Origin of the sequence: Mesorhizobium sp. B2-7-3, from assembly GCF_006440715.1 — a bacterium.
Taxonomy (GTDB): domain Bacteria; phylum Pseudomonadota; class Alphaproteobacteria; order Rhizobiales; family Rhizobiaceae; genus Mesorhizobium; species Mesorhizobium australicum.
Genome location: NZ_VFTY01000013.1, coordinates 90413 through 105921, shown reverse-complemented (window position 1 = coordinate 105921; position 15509 = coordinate 90413). Strand labels below are relative to the sequence as shown.

General features: G+C 63.2%; 14 protein-coding genes. 10 read left to right on the top strand and 4 right to left on the bottom strand.

The genetic code is table 11. The annotated features are described in order from the left end of the window. Positions 1 to 117 precede the first annotated feature (117 nt). From FJW04_RS25700 to sufA, 7 genes are all read left to right on the top strand, one after another. Complete coding sequence (locus FJW04_RS25700) at positions 118 to 1278, top strand: cysteine desulfurase family protein (protein ID WP_140717474.1); 1161 nt, start codon at positions 118 to 120, stop codon at positions 1276 to 1278. Between the two features lie 219 nt (positions 1279 to 1497). After that, positions 1498 to 3015: a Fe-S cluster assembly protein SufB gene (sufB, locus tag FJW04_RS25695; RefSeq protein WP_015318169.1), complete on the top strand. Its 1518-nt coding sequence runs from the start codon at positions 1498 to 1500 to the stop codon at positions 3013 to 3015. 31 nt (positions 3016 to 3046) lie between these two features. Continuing rightward, positions 3047 to 3802, top strand: a complete 756-nt coding sequence (gene sufC / locus FJW04_RS25690) for a Fe-S cluster assembly ATPase SufC (RefSeq protein ID WP_015318168.1) — start codon at positions 3047 to 3049, stop codon at positions 3800 to 3802. 40 nt (positions 3803 to 3842) lie between these two features. After that, positions 3843 to 5111, top strand: a complete 1269-nt coding sequence (gene sufD, locus FJW04_RS25685; protein ID WP_140717472.1) for a Fe-S cluster assembly protein SufD — start codon at positions 3843 to 3845, stop codon at positions 5109 to 5111. 5 nt (positions 5112 to 5116) lie between these two features. Further along, entirely contained in the window at positions 5117 to 6361 is a 1245-nt protein-coding gene (locus FJW04_RS25680; protein ID WP_140717470.1) for a cysteine desulfurase, read from the top strand. Positions 6362 to 6382: 21 nt separating this feature from the next. Continuing rightward, positions 6383 to 6775 (top strand): SUF system Fe-S cluster assembly protein, encoded by a 393-nt coding sequence (locus tag FJW04_RS25675; RefSeq protein ID WP_140717468.1) that lies wholly within the window; start codon positions 6383 to 6385, stop codon positions 6773 to 6775. A gap of 101 nt (positions 6776 to 6876) precedes the next feature. Next, positions 6877 to 7257, top strand: a complete 381-nt coding sequence (sufA, locus tag FJW04_RS25670; protein ID WP_015318164.1) for a Fe-S cluster assembly scaffold SufA — start codon at positions 6877 to 6879, stop codon at positions 7255 to 7257. Positions 7258 to 7290: 33 nt separating this feature from the next. On the opposite strand, the gene FJW04_RS25665 is transcribed toward sufA, so the two are convergent. Then, positions 7291 to 7788 carry a GFA family protein gene (locus tag FJW04_RS25665; protein WP_015318163.1) on the bottom strand — a complete coding sequence of 166 codons (498 nt, stop codon included), beginning with the start codon at positions 7786 to 7788 and terminating at the stop codon, positions 7291 to 7293. Positions 7789 to 7878: 90 nt separating this feature from the next. Between FJW04_RS25665 and FJW04_RS25660 the strand changes: the two genes are divergently transcribed. Then, positions 7879 to 8202, top strand: a complete 324-nt coding sequence (locus FJW04_RS25660; protein WP_015318162.1) for a TfoX/Sxy family protein — start codon at positions 7879 to 7881, stop codon at positions 8200 to 8202. A gap of 185 nt (positions 8203 to 8387) precedes the next feature. Here FJW04_RS25660 and FJW04_RS25655 read toward each other — a convergent pair whose 3' ends face one another. Continuing rightward, the gene (locus FJW04_RS25655) at positions 8388 to 9305 is read right to left on the bottom strand and encodes a pseudouridine-5'-phosphate glycosidase (protein WP_140717466.1); all 918 of its coding nucleotides are present in this window, start codon (positions 9303 to 9305) and stop codon (positions 8388 to 8390) included. 77 nt (positions 9306 to 9382) lie between these two features. Beyond that, positions 9383 to 10327: a carbohydrate kinase family protein gene (locus FJW04_RS25650; RefSeq protein ID WP_140717464.1), complete on the bottom strand. Its 945-nt coding sequence runs from the start codon at positions 10325 to 10327 to the stop codon at positions 9383 to 9385. Between the two features lie 281 nt (positions 10328 to 10608). On the opposite strand from FJW04_RS25650, the gene recA reads away from it, so the two are divergent. Continuing rightward, a complete protein-coding gene (gene recA / locus FJW04_RS25645) occupies positions 10609 to 11709 on the top strand; it encodes a recombinase RecA (RefSeq protein ID WP_013895892.1) in 1101 nt (366 codons plus the stop codon). 271 nt (positions 11710 to 11980) lie between these two features. Continuing rightward, complete coding sequence (gene alaS / locus FJW04_RS25640) at positions 11981 to 14647, top strand: alanine--tRNA ligase (protein ID WP_140717462.1); 2667 nt, start codon at positions 11981 to 11983, stop codon at positions 14645 to 14647. A gap of 225 nt (positions 14648 to 14872) precedes the next feature. Here alaS and FJW04_RS25635 read toward each other — a convergent pair whose 3' ends face one another. Then, positions 14873 to 15508: a glutathione S-transferase family protein gene (locus FJW04_RS25635; RefSeq protein WP_140717460.1), complete on the bottom strand. Its 636-nt coding sequence runs from the start codon at positions 15506 to 15508 to the stop codon at positions 14873 to 14875. Position 15509: the final 1 nt, after the last annotated feature.

Sequence of the window (15509 nt, the reverse complement as noted above, 5' to 3'; positions counted from 1 at the left end):
CAATCGCCCGGTCGCCCTCGCCGCAAGCCGCGTAAATAGGACGGCTTGCGTTGGAATTTCAAGGAAATAACGCCATACGTCGGCGGAATGGCTTCTGACGGGAAGAACTGGACAAAAATGGCCGCGAGACGCGCCTATCTCGACTATAATGCCAGTGCGCCGCTGCTTTCAGCGGCGCGCGAGGCCATGGTCGCGGCGTTTGATGCGGCCAACCCTTCTTCGGTCCATGCCGAGGGGCGCGCCGCGCGCAGGCTCGTCGACAATGCCAGGCGCGACGTGGCGGCACTGGTCAACGGCAAGGCCGAACATGTCGTCTTCACTTCGGGTGCGACCGAGGCCGCCTCGGCGCTTCTGACGCCGGACTGGCGGATGGGGCGCGGCGCCATTCGCATGAGCCGGCTCTACGTGTGCGAGGCCGACCATCCGTGCCTGCTGAATGGCGGACGTTTCCCGGCAAGCCAGGTAACGCGGATCGGTGTCGACGCCGATGGCATCGTCAACCTCGACGCCTTGACCGCGGCGCTCGCCGGCCACGACAAGGCCGACGGTCTGCCGCTGGTGGCGATCCATGCCGCCAACAACGAAACCGGCGTCATCCAGCCGATCGATCGCATTGCCAAAATTGTCAAGGCGGAGGGCGGCATTCTTGTCGTCGATGCCGTGCAGGCCGCTGGCCGCGTCTCGATCGACATGGCGGCTGGATACGCCGACTATGCAATTCTGTCCTCACACAAGATCGGCGGCCCCAAGGGCGCCGGTGCCATCGTCGCCGCGGCCGACCTGATGATGCCGACGCCGCTGATCAATGGCGGCGGCCAGGAAAAAGGCCACCGTGGCGGCACCGAGAACCTGCCTGGCATTGCCGGGTTTGGCGCCGCTGCACGAGAAGCCCTGGCCGGACTGAAGGCCGTCGGTGCCGTGCGGCAGCGTCGCGATGAGGCCGAAGCCATCCTGAAGACGCTGGTGCCGGACGTGGAAATCTTCGGAACGGGCGCGCCAAGGCTTGCCAACACGACATTCTTCGCTATTCCCGGCGTGAAAGCCGAAACCGCCCAGATCGCCTTCGATCTGGCAGGCGTGGCGCTTTCCGCCGGATCCGCCTGCTCGTCGGGCAAGGTCGGGCCGAGCCATGTGCTGAAAGCCATGGGGCACGGCGACAGCCTTGGCGCCCTGCGCGTCTCGGTCGGTGCCGCGACCGCCGCCGAGGACATCGAACTGTTCCGCACCGCGCTGGCAAGCATTGCCGCGCGTCGGGCGGGTAGAGAGAAGGCCGCCTAGCGGTTGGAGCATCGGACCGGAAAATCCGATGCTTGAGAAAAACGGATTTGGGCCTTTCGGCCTGGTAGAGCCGTGCGTTTCATGCTGGCCGGGTGAATTTCCGGTCGAGGCGCACTATATTGAACTTACGCTGCCGCGGATGCTGCTCGGGTGTCTATTTGGCGGTGCCATAGTTTGAAAACTGTCGGGCCTTGACCCCGGCGTGGATGGAGAACGCTTATGCCTGCTGTGCAGGACACGATCGATCGGGTCCGAAAGATCGACGTCGACCAATACAAATACGGATTCCAGACCGAGATCGCCGTCGACAAGGCTCCCAAGGGCCTGAGCGAAGACATTATCCGTTTCATCTCGGCCAAGAAGGACGAACCGTCCTGGATGCTGGAATGGCGCCTCGAAGCCTATCGGCGCTGGCTGACGCTGGAAGAGCCGACCTGGGCGCGCGTCAACTACCCCAAGATCGACTTCCAGGACATCTACTATTACGCGGCGCCCAAGAGCACGCCCGGACCGACTTCGCTCAGCGACGTCGATCCTGAGATCTTGAAAGTCTACGAGAAACTCGGCATTCCGTTGAAGGAGCAGGAGATCCTCGCAGGCGTCCAGAAGACCGACGCCTCGGAGTTCGAGGAAGCCAGCGACAACGTCTACAAGTCGGGCCGCGTCGCCGTCGACGCCGTGTTCGATTCCGTGTCCGTCGTCACCACCTTCAAAAAGGAACTGGCGCAGGCCGGAGTCATCTTCTGCTCGATCTCGGAAGCTATCCGCGAGCATCCCGAACTGGTGAAGAAATATCTCGGCTCGGTCGTGCCGACCTCCGACAATTACTACGCCACACTAAATTCGGCCGTATTCACGGACGGGTCCTTCGTCTTCGTGCCGAAGGGGGTGCGCTGCCCGATGGAGCTGTCGACCTATTTCCGCATGAACGAGAAGAACACCGGACAGTTCGAGCGCACGCTGATCATCGCCGAGGAGGGGGCCTACGTCTCCTATCTCGAGGGCTGCACGGCGCCGCAACGCGACGAGAACCAGCTTCACGCCGCGGTGGTCGAACTGGTCGCGCTCGACGATGCCGAGATCAAATATTCGACCGTGCAGAACTGGTACCCCGGCGACGCCGAGGGCAAGGGCGGCATCTACAACTTCGTCACCAAGCGCGGCGACTGCCGTGGCGACCGTTCGAAGATTTCGTGGACCCAGGTCGAGACCGGCTCGGCAATCACCTGGAAGTATCCGAGCTGTATCCTGCGCGGCGACGATTCCTCGGGCGAATTCTATTCGATCGCCGTGTCGAACGGCTATCAGCAGGTCGACAGCGGCACCAAGATGATCCATCTCGGCAAGAACACGTCGAGCCGCATCATCTCCAAGGGCATCGCCGCCGGCTTCTCGCAGAACACCTATCGCGGCCAGGTCTCGGCGCACCGCAAGGCGACCAATGCCCGCAACTTCACCAACTGCGACAGCCTGCTGATCGGCGACCAGTGCGGCGCGCACACCGTGCCTTATATGGAAGCCAAGAACTCCACGGCGCAGTTCGAGCATGAGGCGACCACGTCGAAGATTTCCGAGGACCAGAAATTCTATGTCATGCAGCGCGGCATTCCCGAGGAGGAAGCCATCGCGCTGATTGTCAACGGCTTCGTCAAGGACGTCATCCAGCAACTGCCGATGGAGTTCGCCGTCGAGGCGCAGAAGCTGATCGGCATCTCGCTGGAAGGCTCGGTGGGCTGACCAGCCCAGATAAATATTCAGGAAACAAAGAATGCTTGAGATCAAGAACCTGCACGCCCGCATCGTCGATGACGGCACCGAGATCATCCGCGGCCTGAACCTGACGGTGAAAGCCGGTGAGGTCGCCGCGATCATGGGCCCGAATGGCTCTGGCAAGTCGACCCTGTCCTACATCCTTGCCGGCCGCGAGGACTATGAGGTGACCGAAGGCGACATCCTCTACAACGGCCAGTCGATCCTCGAAATGGATCCGGCCGAGCGCGCTACGTCAGGAATTTTCCTCGCTTTCCAGTATCCGATGGAGATACCGGGCGTCGCGACCATGGAATTTCTCAAGGTGGCCATGAACGAGCAGCGCAAGGCGCGTGGCGAGGAGCCGCTGAAAATCCCGGAATTCCTCAAGCGCGTGAAGGAAGCCGCCGCCTCGCTCAGCATGGACATGGCGATGCTGAAGCGGCCGCTCAATGTCGGCTTCTCCGGCGGCGAGAAGAAGCGTGCCGAGATCCTGCAGATGAAGCTTCTGGAGCCGAAACTCTGCGTGCTCGACGAGACCGATTCCGGCCTCGACATCGATGCGCTGAAGATCGTCTCCGACGGCGTCAACGCGCTGCGGGCGCCGGACCGGGCCTTCCTGGTCATCACCCACTATCAGCGCCTGCTCGAGCACATCGTGCCCGACAGCGTGCACGTGCTCTACAAGGGCCAGGTCATCAAGTCGGGCGACAAGTCCCTGGCGCTCGACCTCGAAGCCAATGGCTATGCCGGCGTGATCGGCGAAGCCGCGTGAGATGCCAGGTCATTTTGTGCCAAAAGACGGGGCAAAGCTGATGAATATGCACACACAACCGCAGCGCACACCGGCCGAGACAGCGTTGATCGACGCGTTCGGCGACCGGCTGTCGCTGTTGCCGGGCGACGGGGCGGTGATGCTGAAGCGCGACGATGCCATCGAAGCGATCAAGCACGGCTTGCCGACGCGACGTATCGAATCCTGGCATTATACCGACCTGCGCCGCCTTTTGAACGCGGTGCCGGAGTTCGACCCGGCCGCCGCGGCGAAAGCCATCGCGCCAATCGTCGACGGTTCGACGGTTCTGAGCCTGTTGAACGGCGTATCGAGTGCCAAGGCGCCGGTTGTCGAGGGCGTCAGCGTCCAGCGCCTGTCGGAAAAACTGACCGACGGCAGCATCGCGCCGGGGCTCGATCCCTATGGCAATGACGATGCCATCGGTGCGCTGAACACGGCTTTCGTTGCCGACGGCTACTTTGTCGACATCGCCGATGGCGCCGAACTGGAAAAGCCGATCGAGCTGCAGAATTTGCAGGCCGGCGGCCAGACCCATGTGCGCTTGGCCGTTCGCGTCGGCACCGGCGCCAAGGCCGTCATCGTCGAGCGTCAGGCGGGCGAGGGCGCGGCGCTGACCAGTTCGGTCAGCCAACTCGTGCTCGGCGAAGGTGCTGAGGTAACGTGGCTGATCGTGCAGGAGCAGCCGGAGACGGCGACGCATCTGGCACAGTTAAAAGCCCATATCGGCAAGAACGCGAAACTGACGCTGTTCGTCATGAACGCCGGCGGCAAGCTTGTGCGCCAGGAGATCATGGTCAAGACGACAGGTGAGGGCGCCGACTTCCAATTGCGCGGCATCAACCTGCTCGCCGGCGACACCCACACCGACGTGACCATGGTGCTCGACCACGCCGTGCCGCACACGACCTCGACGGAGATCGTCCGCAACGTGGTGACGGGCAAGGCGCGTGGCGTCTTCCAGGGCCGCATCAACGTCCATCAATATGCGCAGAAGACCAACGCCAAGATGGCCTGCAACACGCTGTTGCTGTCCGACGATGGCGAGTTCTCGACCAAGCCGGAGCTCGAAATCTTCGCCGATGACGTCGTCTGCGGCCACGGCGCGACGGTGACCGAGATCGACCACGACCATCTGTTCTACCTGATGGCGCGCGGCGTCGACGAAAAGAGCGCACGCGGTCTGCTGGTCAAAGCCTTCGTCGCCGAGGTGATCGAGGAACTGGACGACGAGACGATTGTCGAGGCGCTGGAAGCGAAGCTCGACGAGTGGTTTGTGACGCACGGGTGAAGCTGATGAACGCACCGGGCAAGATTGGAGATTTCTACGACGTCGAGGCGATCCGCCGCGACTTCCCGATCCTGTCGCGCGAAGTCTACGGCAAGCCGCTGGTCTATCTCGACAATGGCGCCTCGGCGCAGAAGCCGCGGGTGGTGCTGGACACGATCCAGCACGCCTACAGCCAGGAATACGCCAACGTCCATCGCGGCCTGCATTTCCTTTCCAATGCGGCAACCGACGCTTACGAAAAGGCGCGGGAAACGGTGCGCCGCTTTCTCAATGCGCCAAGCACCGACAACATCGTCTTCACCTCCAACACCACCTCGGCGATCAACACCGTCGCCTATGGCTATGGCATGCCCAATATCGGCGAGGGCGACGAGATCGTGCTGTCGATCATGGAGCACCACTCCAACATCGTGCCCTGGCACTTCATCCGCGAGCGGCAGGGCGCCAAGCTGGTCTGGGTGCCGGTCGACGATCTCGGCGTCTTCCACATCGAGGAATTCGAAAAGCGGCTGACCGATCGCACTAAACTCGTGGCCATCACGCAAATGTCGAACGCGCTGGGCACGGTGACACCGATCAATGAGATCGTGCGCATCGCGCATTCGCGTGGAATTCCCGTGCTCGTCGACGGCAGCCAGAGCGCGGTGCACATGCCGATCGACGTGCAGGATCTCGACTGCGATTTCTTCGTCTTCACCGGCCACAAGGTCTACGGCCCCTCGGGCATCGGCGTGCTCTACGGCAAGAAGGATAGTCTCGCCGGCATGCGGCCCTTCATGGGCGGCGGCGAGATGATCGAGGAGGTGACGGAAGACATCGTCACCTACAACGAGCCGCCGCATCGCTTCGAGGCCGGCACGCCGCCGATCGTCCAGGCGATCGGACTGGGCGCCGCGCTCGACTACATGGACTCTGTCGGTCGTGAGCGCATCGCCGCGCATGAGGAAGACTTGAAGACCTACGCCCACGAGCGCCTGCGCGCCGTCAACTCGCTGCGCATCTTCGGCGATGCGCCCGGCAAGGGCGCCATCATCTCCTTCGAGCTGCAAGGCATTCATGCCCATGACGTGTCGATGGTGATAGACAGGCAAGGCGTGGCGGTCCGTGCCGGCACCCATTGCGCCCAGCCGCTGTTGAAACGTTTCGGCGTAACCTCCACATGCAGGGCATCGTTCGGCATGTATAATACCAGGGCAGAAGTCGACGCTCTGGCCGAGGCGCTTGAAAAAGCGCGCAAATTCTTCGGATGACGATTTTTTCGGGTGACGACCATGGATGATGTGAGCACCACCACCGAAACTACGCCGGAAGCCGCCGGCAACAGCGTCGTTTCCGCGTCGGCCATTCCCGCCGATGAACTGGCGCGGCTGACCGACGATATCGTCTTGGCGCTGAAGACGGTCTACGACCCGGAAATCCCGGCCGATATTTACGAGCTTGGCCTCGTCTACAAGATCGACGTCGAGGACGACCGCTCGGTCAAGATCGACATGACGCTGACCGCGCCTGGCTGCCCGGTGGCCGGCGAAATGCCCGGCTGGGTGGAAAATGCCGTCGGTGCCGTCGAGGGCGTCTCCGGCGTCGAAGTCAACATGACCTTCGACCCACCCTGGACGCCCGACCGCATGTCTGAAGAGGCGCAGGTGGCGGTGGGCTGGTACTAGCGCCGCACCTGGCACACTTGCGCCGGTGGTAAAACTTCACCATTTTAGGTGAGGAATCATTCGGCAGGCCTTGAACCTGCATGGAATGGAGAAGGAAAAACATGGGACGCTTTGCCGTCATCACGATGACCGAAAAGGCCGCTGACCGGGTGCGCGAGATCGTCGCCACGCGCGAAAACGCGCATGGCATCCGCCTTGGCATTAAGAAGGGCGGCTGCGCCGGCATGGAATACACGGTCGATCTGGTGACCGAGCCCAACACCAAGGACGACCATATCGAGCGCGATGGCGCCCATGTCTATGTCGCGCCGGAAGCCGCCCTGTTCCTGTTCGGCACCGAGATGGATTTCGAGCAGACGACGCTGCGCACCGGTTTCACCTTCCACAACCCGAACCAGAGTTCGGCCTGCGGCTGCGGCGAGTCGGTCGAGTTGAAGCCGGCCGATCTCAAGGCGCTGGCCGAGGCGCGCGCCACGGCCTGATCTTCCTTCGCCCCGTAAACGGGGCGAAGGAAGCTACTCCACCCACATACCCGTCCGCTTGTGCCAGTCCGCGATCGATTCCTCGGGATAGACGTCGAACGTCTTGTCGCCTTTGCCGATCTCAGGCTCGACCCAGTTCGCCTTGTATTTCAGCATCAGATGCACTTTTTCGGGTGGTTTCGGCAGGTCGCTGTCGATCGCCGAGGCGAAGGGATGCACCAGCTCCGGCCAGGTTGGGTCGTAGAGCCAGAGCGCCGACCCGCATTTGCGGCAAAAATTGCGCTCCCCGGTCGAGATCTCGCAGTGGGGATGCTCGTCATCCTCGATCTCGGCGCGATAGACGCCGAGATTGCTCTTGCCCCTGATGTTCAGCGTCTCGTAGGCGGCGCCGAGATTGATGGCGAAACCGCCGCCGCCCTGCTGCTTACGGCAGATCGAGCAGTAGCACAGCATGAACGGCACGGGCGTGTGGCTTTCCACCTCGAAACGCACGGCGTTGCAGCGACAGGACCCCTTGAGCAGCACAGGCATGGCTAAAACTCCGACAGGATAGCCACAACCTGTCAGCATGATTTTGGTTGCGGCGATGACAAGGCCAAATGCCAGTGACATGATCGCGGCATGGACAATGAGCGCATCGCGGAACTGTTCGAGGGCCTCGGTCCGGTCAGCATCCGAAAACTATTCGGCGGCAAAGGCATCTATTTCGATGGCGTCATCGTCGCCATCGTGCTGCGCGGCGAATTGCTGCTGAAAGCCGACGCGCAGAGCGCATCGGAGTTCGAAGCCGCGGGCTGCCGGCAATGGACCTACACCGGCTCTCGCCACGGCAAGCTTGTCGCCATGCCCTATTGGAGCATTCCCGACAGCGCTTTCGACGATCCCGACGAAATGACGGTGTGGGCGCGACGCGCCTACGAAGCTGGGCGGCGGGCGGGGAAGTAGGCTCCCGCCAGCGCGAGGCCACCCCTCATCCGGCCGCTTCGCGGCCGCCTTCTCCCCGGCGGGGAGAAGAGGTTTGCGCTGAGGCCGCAAGTTCCTCTCCCCTCGGGGAGAGGTCGGATTGCCCCGAATTGCTCTTTGCAATTCGGTCTTGGTAATCCGGGTGAGGGGGACTCTCTTGGCAGTCCCTACAGCGCCTTGGCGATCTCAGCCGCCAGCCTTGCATTGTTCTCGACCAGCGCGATGTTGGTCTTCAGGCTGCGGCCGCCGGTGAGTTCGAGGATTTTTCCCAGCAGGAACGGCGTCACGGCCTTGCCGGTGACGTTGAGGGCTTCGGCCGCCTTTTGCGCGGCTTCGATGTAGCCCGCCATTTCTTCAGCGGGGATTTCGTGGGATTCCGGCACGGGATTGGCAATCAGCATGCCGCCGCCCAAGCCCAGAGCCAGGCGTGTCCGGTAGAGATGCGCGATGTCTTCCGGTCCGTGCAAGGTCAATGGCGCCCGGAACGGTGACTGCCGCGACCAGAAGGCCGGCATCGTCTCGCAGCCATGGCCGACCACGGGCACGCCGCGCGTCTCCAGCACTTCCAGCGTCTTTTCGATATCGAGGATCGCCTTGGCGCCGGCCGAGACGACGATCACCGGTGTACGCGCCAATTCATCGAGGTCGGCCGAGATGTCGAAGCTCTTTTCCGCCCCCTTGTGCACGCCGCCAATGCCGCCGGTGGCGAACACCTTTATCCCGACCATGTCAGCCGCGATCATGGTGGCGGCGACCGTGGTGCCACCGGTGCGGCCCTGCGCGACGGCGAAGCCGAGATCGGCGCGCGACAGCTTCATGGCGTCACCGGTCATCGCCAGCGATTCGCGTTCGCCGTCCGAAAGCCCGATCTTGATGCGGCCGTTGACCACCGCGATGGTTGCCGGCACGGCGCCGCCGTCAGCGATGATCTTTTCGACGTTGGCCGCCATGGCGCCATTGTCGGGATAGGGCATGCCATGGGTGATGATGGTGCTTTCGAGCGCCACCACCGGGCGCCCGGCGGCCAGGGCCTGCGCCACCGGTGCGTGGACATCGATGAAGGGGCGGGCGGTCTCTGGCGTCATCTCTGATCTCCAATCCGGAGTGCGGCGCATCCATCAGGAAAGCGTAGCTTCACCGCGCGTTATGAACTTGCCGGGTCTCATGCCACTTCCCTGGCATCCGGCACAAGGGCCAGCGCTTCCGCGAAGCTCGCCGCGGTGAATTCGGGCACCGCGTCGGCGCTTTCGATGGCCAGCGTTGCCGCGGCGACGCCCTCGCGCACGGCGTGGCGCAGCGGCTGGCCCCGCAGCAGTGCTGCGACCGTTGCACCTGCCAGCGCGTCGCCGGCGCCGGTGACATCGGCGACTTTTCTGGGGGCAGGCGGCAGGATGGAAAAGGCGCCTGTCTCATCGAAACCCAGCACAGGGCCGCTGCCGGCCGTGACCACGCCGCTGGCAAGGCCGCTGCACCGCAACCCGTCGACCATTTCCCGCTCGGCGGCCGCTGCATTGACACCGGCCAGCACGACGGCCTCTCGCCGGTTCATGAAGAGCTGGGCCAGCCCGCCGAGAACCGGTATCAGCCGCATTACCTTCGCCGGCGAAATCGCGATGGCGAAAACCGGTTTACCGGCGGCGAGCGACAGCAGCCGCTCCAGGGCGGCCGACGGCAGATTGGCGTCGCACAGGATGGCATCGGCGGCGGCCACCTCCTGGCGTATCTTGGAACGCCTGATCTGCTTGGGAAAAGCCAGGTCGTACAGTGCCATGTCGGCAAAGCCGACGATCAATTCGCCCTCGCGATCGATCAATGCCGTGTAGCTCGGCGTGGTACGGTCGAGGAACACCGCCGAAAGATCGGCGATGCCTGCCTCGGCGATGGCCCGTGAAACCGTATCGGCCGACGCATCGCCGCCCCGCATCGACACCAGGGAGGCCGACACGCCGCGCCGCACCATGCTGCGCAACGCATTGAAGACGCCCCCGCCGACATCCTCGCGCATCGTGCCGGGATTGGAGGCTGCCGGCACATAGGGACCGTACACCTGGCCACGCCGGTCGATATGGGCGCCGCCCACGGCCAGGATCTTCGGGGATTCCACCATGGTGGCGATATGACCTTTGTTGTTGCGGCCGCACAAGCGCTAGAGTGCGCGACAGAGCTTCGCATGCTGGTCGGCGATTCGGTCGGGCGATACGATCGAGCCGTCTGGCCCAATGCGGAGCCCGTTCGTGCCAGGGTTTGCGAGACAAAAAAAGAACAAATCGCGATATCGCTTGTTTTTCAGTTGGTTGTCACCCCTTGCCAAATGAGAACAAAAAAGGTACAAAATGGCAGGGATCACGGATTGTCCGGCCTTCATTGACGACCAAGGGGTGATGTATCATGGCTCAGAATTCTTTGCGGCTGGTAGAGGATAAGGCAGTGGACAAATCAAAGGCTCTGGATGCGGCGCTGTCGCAAATCGAGCGGGCTTTCGGCAAGGGCTCGATCATGCGGCTCGGCGCCAACGAGCAGGTCGTCGAGATCGAAACGGTGCCGACCGGCTCGCTCGGCCTCGACATCGCGCTCGGCGTCGGTGGCTTGCCGCGCGGCCGTATCATCGAGATCTATGGGCCGGAAAGCTCCGGTAAGACGACCCTGGCCCTGCACACCGTGGCTGAAGCCCAGAAGAAGGGCGGCATCTGCGCCTTCGTCGATGCCGAACACGCGCTCGATCCGGTCTACGCCCGCAAGCTCGGCGTCGATCTTGAAAACCTGCTGATCTCGCAGCCCGACACCGGCGAGCAGGCGCTCGAGATTTGCGACACGCTGGTGCGTTCCGGCGCCATCGACGTGCTGGTGGTCGATTCGGTGGCGGCGCTGACGCCGCGTGCCGAGATCGAGGGCGAGATGGGCGATTCGCTGCCGGGCCTGCAGGCCCGCCTGATGAGCCAGGCGCTGCGCAAGCTGACCGCGTCGATCTCGCGCTCCAACACCATGGTCATCTTCATCAACCAGATCCGCATGAAGATCGGCGTCATGTTCGGTTCGCCCGAAACCACGACCGGCGGCAACGCGCTGAAATTCTACGCTTCGGTTCGCCTCGACATCCGCCGTATCGGCTCGGTCAAGGATCGTGACGAGGTCGTCGGCAACCAGACCCGCGTCAAGGTGGTCAAGAACAAGTTGGCGCCGCCCTTCAAGGTGGTCGAGTTCGACATCATGTATGGCGAGGGCGTCTCCAAGACCGGCGAACTGGTCGACCTCGGCGTCAAGGCCGGCGTGGTCGAGAAATCGGGCGCCTGGTTCTCCTATAATTCGCAGCGTCTCGGCCAGGGCCGCGAGAATGCGAAACTGTTCCTGCGCGACAATCCCGATACCGCGCGCGAGATCGAGCTAGCGCTCAGGCAGAATGCCGGATTGATCGCCGAAAAGTTTCTCGAAAATGGTGGCTCCGAGGGCAATGGCGACGACGGTTTTGAGGACGAAGCCGGCGCGATGTAGGCAACGGTCAGAATTTGGCCATAAATCCAGACTATTAGTCAATGCTTAAGTAACAGAGTTCTGTAGTACCGCGTTCCAAACCGCCGGCCTTCGCGCCGGCGGTTTTCGTTTGGGCGGCCCCGCAAGTGCCGGTGCAAAGCGCGAATTGGCCCAATTCCGTGTTTCTGGACAGGGTCAAGAGCTACGGCTAAAAGGCCAGCTCCATCTTCTAGAAAATATAGAGCCATCTCCCGCCGGTCCGGCCGGCGGCTCTCTTGAAAAGGCAGTATCCATGAGTGGCGTCAACGAGATCCGGTCGACCTTTCTCGACTATTTCCGCAAGGAAGGCCACGAGGTCGTGGCCTCGAGCCCGCTCGTGCCGCGCAACGATCCGACATTGATGTTCACCAATGCCGGCATGGTGCAGTTCAAGAATGTCTTCACCGGTTTGGAGAAGCGGCCCTATTCGCGCGCCACCACAGCCCAGAAAAGCGTCCGCGCCGGCGGCAAGCACAACGATCTCGACAATGTCGGCTATACCGCGCGCCACCTGACCTTTTTCGAGATGCTCGGCAATTTCTCCTTCGGTGACTATTTCAAGGAGCGCGCCATCGAGCTTGCCTGGAACCTCATCATCAGGGAGTTCGGGCTGAAGAAGGACAAGCTGCTGGTCACTGTCTATCACACAGACGACGAGGCGGCTGGCTTCTGGAAGAAGATCGCCGGTTTCTCCGACGATCGCATCATCCGCATCCCGACCTCGGACAATTTCTGGGCGATGGGCGACACCGGTCCTTGCGGACCATGCTCGGAAATCTTCATCGATCGTGGCGAGCACATCTGGGGTGGACCTCCCGGCAGTCCCGAGGAAGACGGCGATCGCTTCCTCGAATTCTGGAACCTGGTGTTCATGCAGTATGAGCAGGTGACGAAAGAGGAGCGCGTCGACCTGCCGCGCCCGTCGATCGACACCGGCATGGGCCTGGAGCGCATGGCGTCCATCCTGCAAGGGGTGGAGAGCGTCTTCGAGACCGACCTGTTCCGTCATCTGATCGATGCGGCGTCCTCGGCACTTGGGCGCGCGCCCGACGCCGAAACGGTTGCGTCCTATCGCGTCATTGCCGATCATCTGCGCTCGTCCTCCTTCCTGGTCGCCGACGGCGTGCTGCCGTCGAACGAAGGCCGCGGCTATGTGCTGCGCCGCATCATGCGCCGCGCCATGCGCCATGCGCAGTTGCTGGGGGCGAACGAGCCGCTGATGTGGAAGCTGGTGCCGGCGCTGGTGCGCGAGATGGGCCAGGCCTATCCCGAACTGGCACGCGGCGAAACGATGATCGCCGAGACCCTGAAACTCGAGGAGACCCGTTTCCGCAAGACGCTGGTGCGCGGCCTCGGGCTGCTGTCCGAGGCGACGGAGAAGCTCGGCGCCGGCGACATGCTCGATGGCGAAACGGCATTCAAGCTCTACGACACCTATGGCTTCCCGCTCGACCTGACGCAGGACGCGCTGCGGCAGCGCAGCATCTCGGTCGACCTTGCCGGCTTCACCAATGCGATGGAGCAGCAGAAGGCGGAGGCGCGCAAGCACTGGGCCGGGTCCGGCGAGGCCGCCACCGAGACGGTTTGGTTCTCCGTGCGTGAAAAGACCGGCGCCACCGAATTCCTCGGCTACGAAACCGAGCAGGCGGAAGGCCTCATCGAGGCGCTGGTCAAGGACGGCAAGACCGTCGACAGCGCCGGCAAGGGCGATGCGGTCGCCGTGGTCGTCAACCAGACGCCGTTCTACGGCGAGTCCGGCGGCCAGATGGGTGACACCGGCATAATCTCGGGCGAGGGCTTCTCGATCGAGATTTCCGACACGCAGAAGAAGGCCGATGGCCTCTTCGTGCATCTCGGCAAGGTGGTCGCCGGCACGGTCAGGCCGGGTGCCGCGGTCGAACTTAAGGTCGATCATGCCAGGCGCTCCCGGCTGCGCGCCAACCACTCGGCGACGCACCTGATCCACGAGGCGTTGCGCGAGGTGCTGGGCACCCATGTCGCGCAGAAGGGTTCGCTGGTCGCACCCGAGCGTCTGCGCTTCGACATCTCGCACAACAAGCCGATCTCCGCGCAGGAGCTCGAAGAGGTCGAGCGCATGGCCAACGAGATCGTCGTGCAGAACGGCCCGGTGACCACGCGCCTGATGTCGGTCGACGACGCCATTGCCGAGGGCGCGATGGCGCTGTTCGGCGAGAAATATGGCGATGAGGTGCGCGTCGTGTCGATGGGCACCGGCTTGCATGGCGCCAAGGCCAACCGGCCCTATTCGGTCGAGCTCTGCGGCGGCACGCATGTCAGGGCGACCGGCGATATCGGCCTGGTGCGCATCGTCTCGGATGGTGCTGTCGCCGCCGGCGTGCGCCGCATCGAGGCATTGACCGGCGAGGCCGCGCGCAGGCATCTCGATGAGCAGGACCGACGCCTGAAGACCACGGCGGCGACGCTTAAGATTTCGCCCGCAGATGTGCCAGCGCGCGTCGAAGCGCTGCTCGAAGAGCGCAAGAAGCTCGAAAAGGACCTGGCCGAAGCGCGCAAGAAACTGGCGCTGGGCGGTGGGTCGCCTGCTGATGCTCCTGCCGCCAACGAGATCGTCGCTGGCGTCGGCTTTCTCGGCAAGGCGGTGTCAGGTGTCTCGCCAAAGGACCTGAAGCCGCTGGCCGATGCCGGCAAGACTTCGTTGGGTTCTGGCGTCGTCGTGTTCGTTGGCGCCGGAGAAGACAACAAGGCGAGCGTCGTGGTCGCTGTCACCGATGATCTCGTCGGCCGTTTCAGCGCTGTCGACCTTGTTCGCGTGGCCTCCGCCGCATTGGGCGGGCAGGGCGGCGGCGGCCGCCCCGACATGGCGCAGGCCGGCGGCCCGGATGCGTCGAGGGCCGATGATGCGATCGCGGCAGTGAGGGCGGCGCTCGAGGCAGCGTAGCTACCATGCGTGGGGCCAGGCGGGATCCCTTCTCTTGGGGCAGCGCTGCCCCTCATCTGGCTGCCGCCATTTTCTCCCCGTAGAACGGGGAGAAGGGCGCTTTCGTCGCGCCCTTCGCCAATCGCCCTCGTTGCAGAAGAGCGCCGACAACGCGACCAGCCTCTTTCTCCCCGTTCACGGGGAGAAATGCCCGGCAGGGCAGGGGCGGCGCGACGTCGAGGAAGCTCACCTCGAGTTATACGCTTTTTCGGTACGCACGAAGCTCGGGCGGCCAGCCATTCGCAAATACAAATCCCAGATGCCTGCAAACTGCGCCAGCAATCCCCGCCCTTCTGGAACCTTGACGAAGTAGGCGATGATCGGCGCCGCGTGCAGATCGGCCAGGGTCAGCTGGTCGCCGAGCAGCCAGGGTCCATCTTGCTTCAGCGAGGTCAATACCTTCAGCACCGTCTCTGCCTGCCGCAGGCCATCCGCGATCAAGCTCTCGTCGGGCACTTCCTTCTCCAGACGCTCGACCGCGACATCCCAGACCATGGCCCGATAGCCATAGGCGTCGAACATGCCGATGATCTGGTTCATCCGCGCGCGGCCGCGCGGATCCTTTGGCTGCAAGGGTGGACCGTCGAAAGCGTCGTCGATATAGCGCGCGATCGCACTCGACTCGAACAGGCGGAACCCCTCATGCTCGAAGGCCGGGATGCGGCCGAAGGGATGGTGTTTGCCGTACCATGCCGGCGCGCTACCTTCTGCAAAGATGTCGACCGGCACGAGATCGTAGGCGATGCCTTTCTCCTCGAGCGCAAGCCGGACGATGCGTACATAGACGCTGTAATCCGCGCCGTAGACGACCGGCTTGCCCATT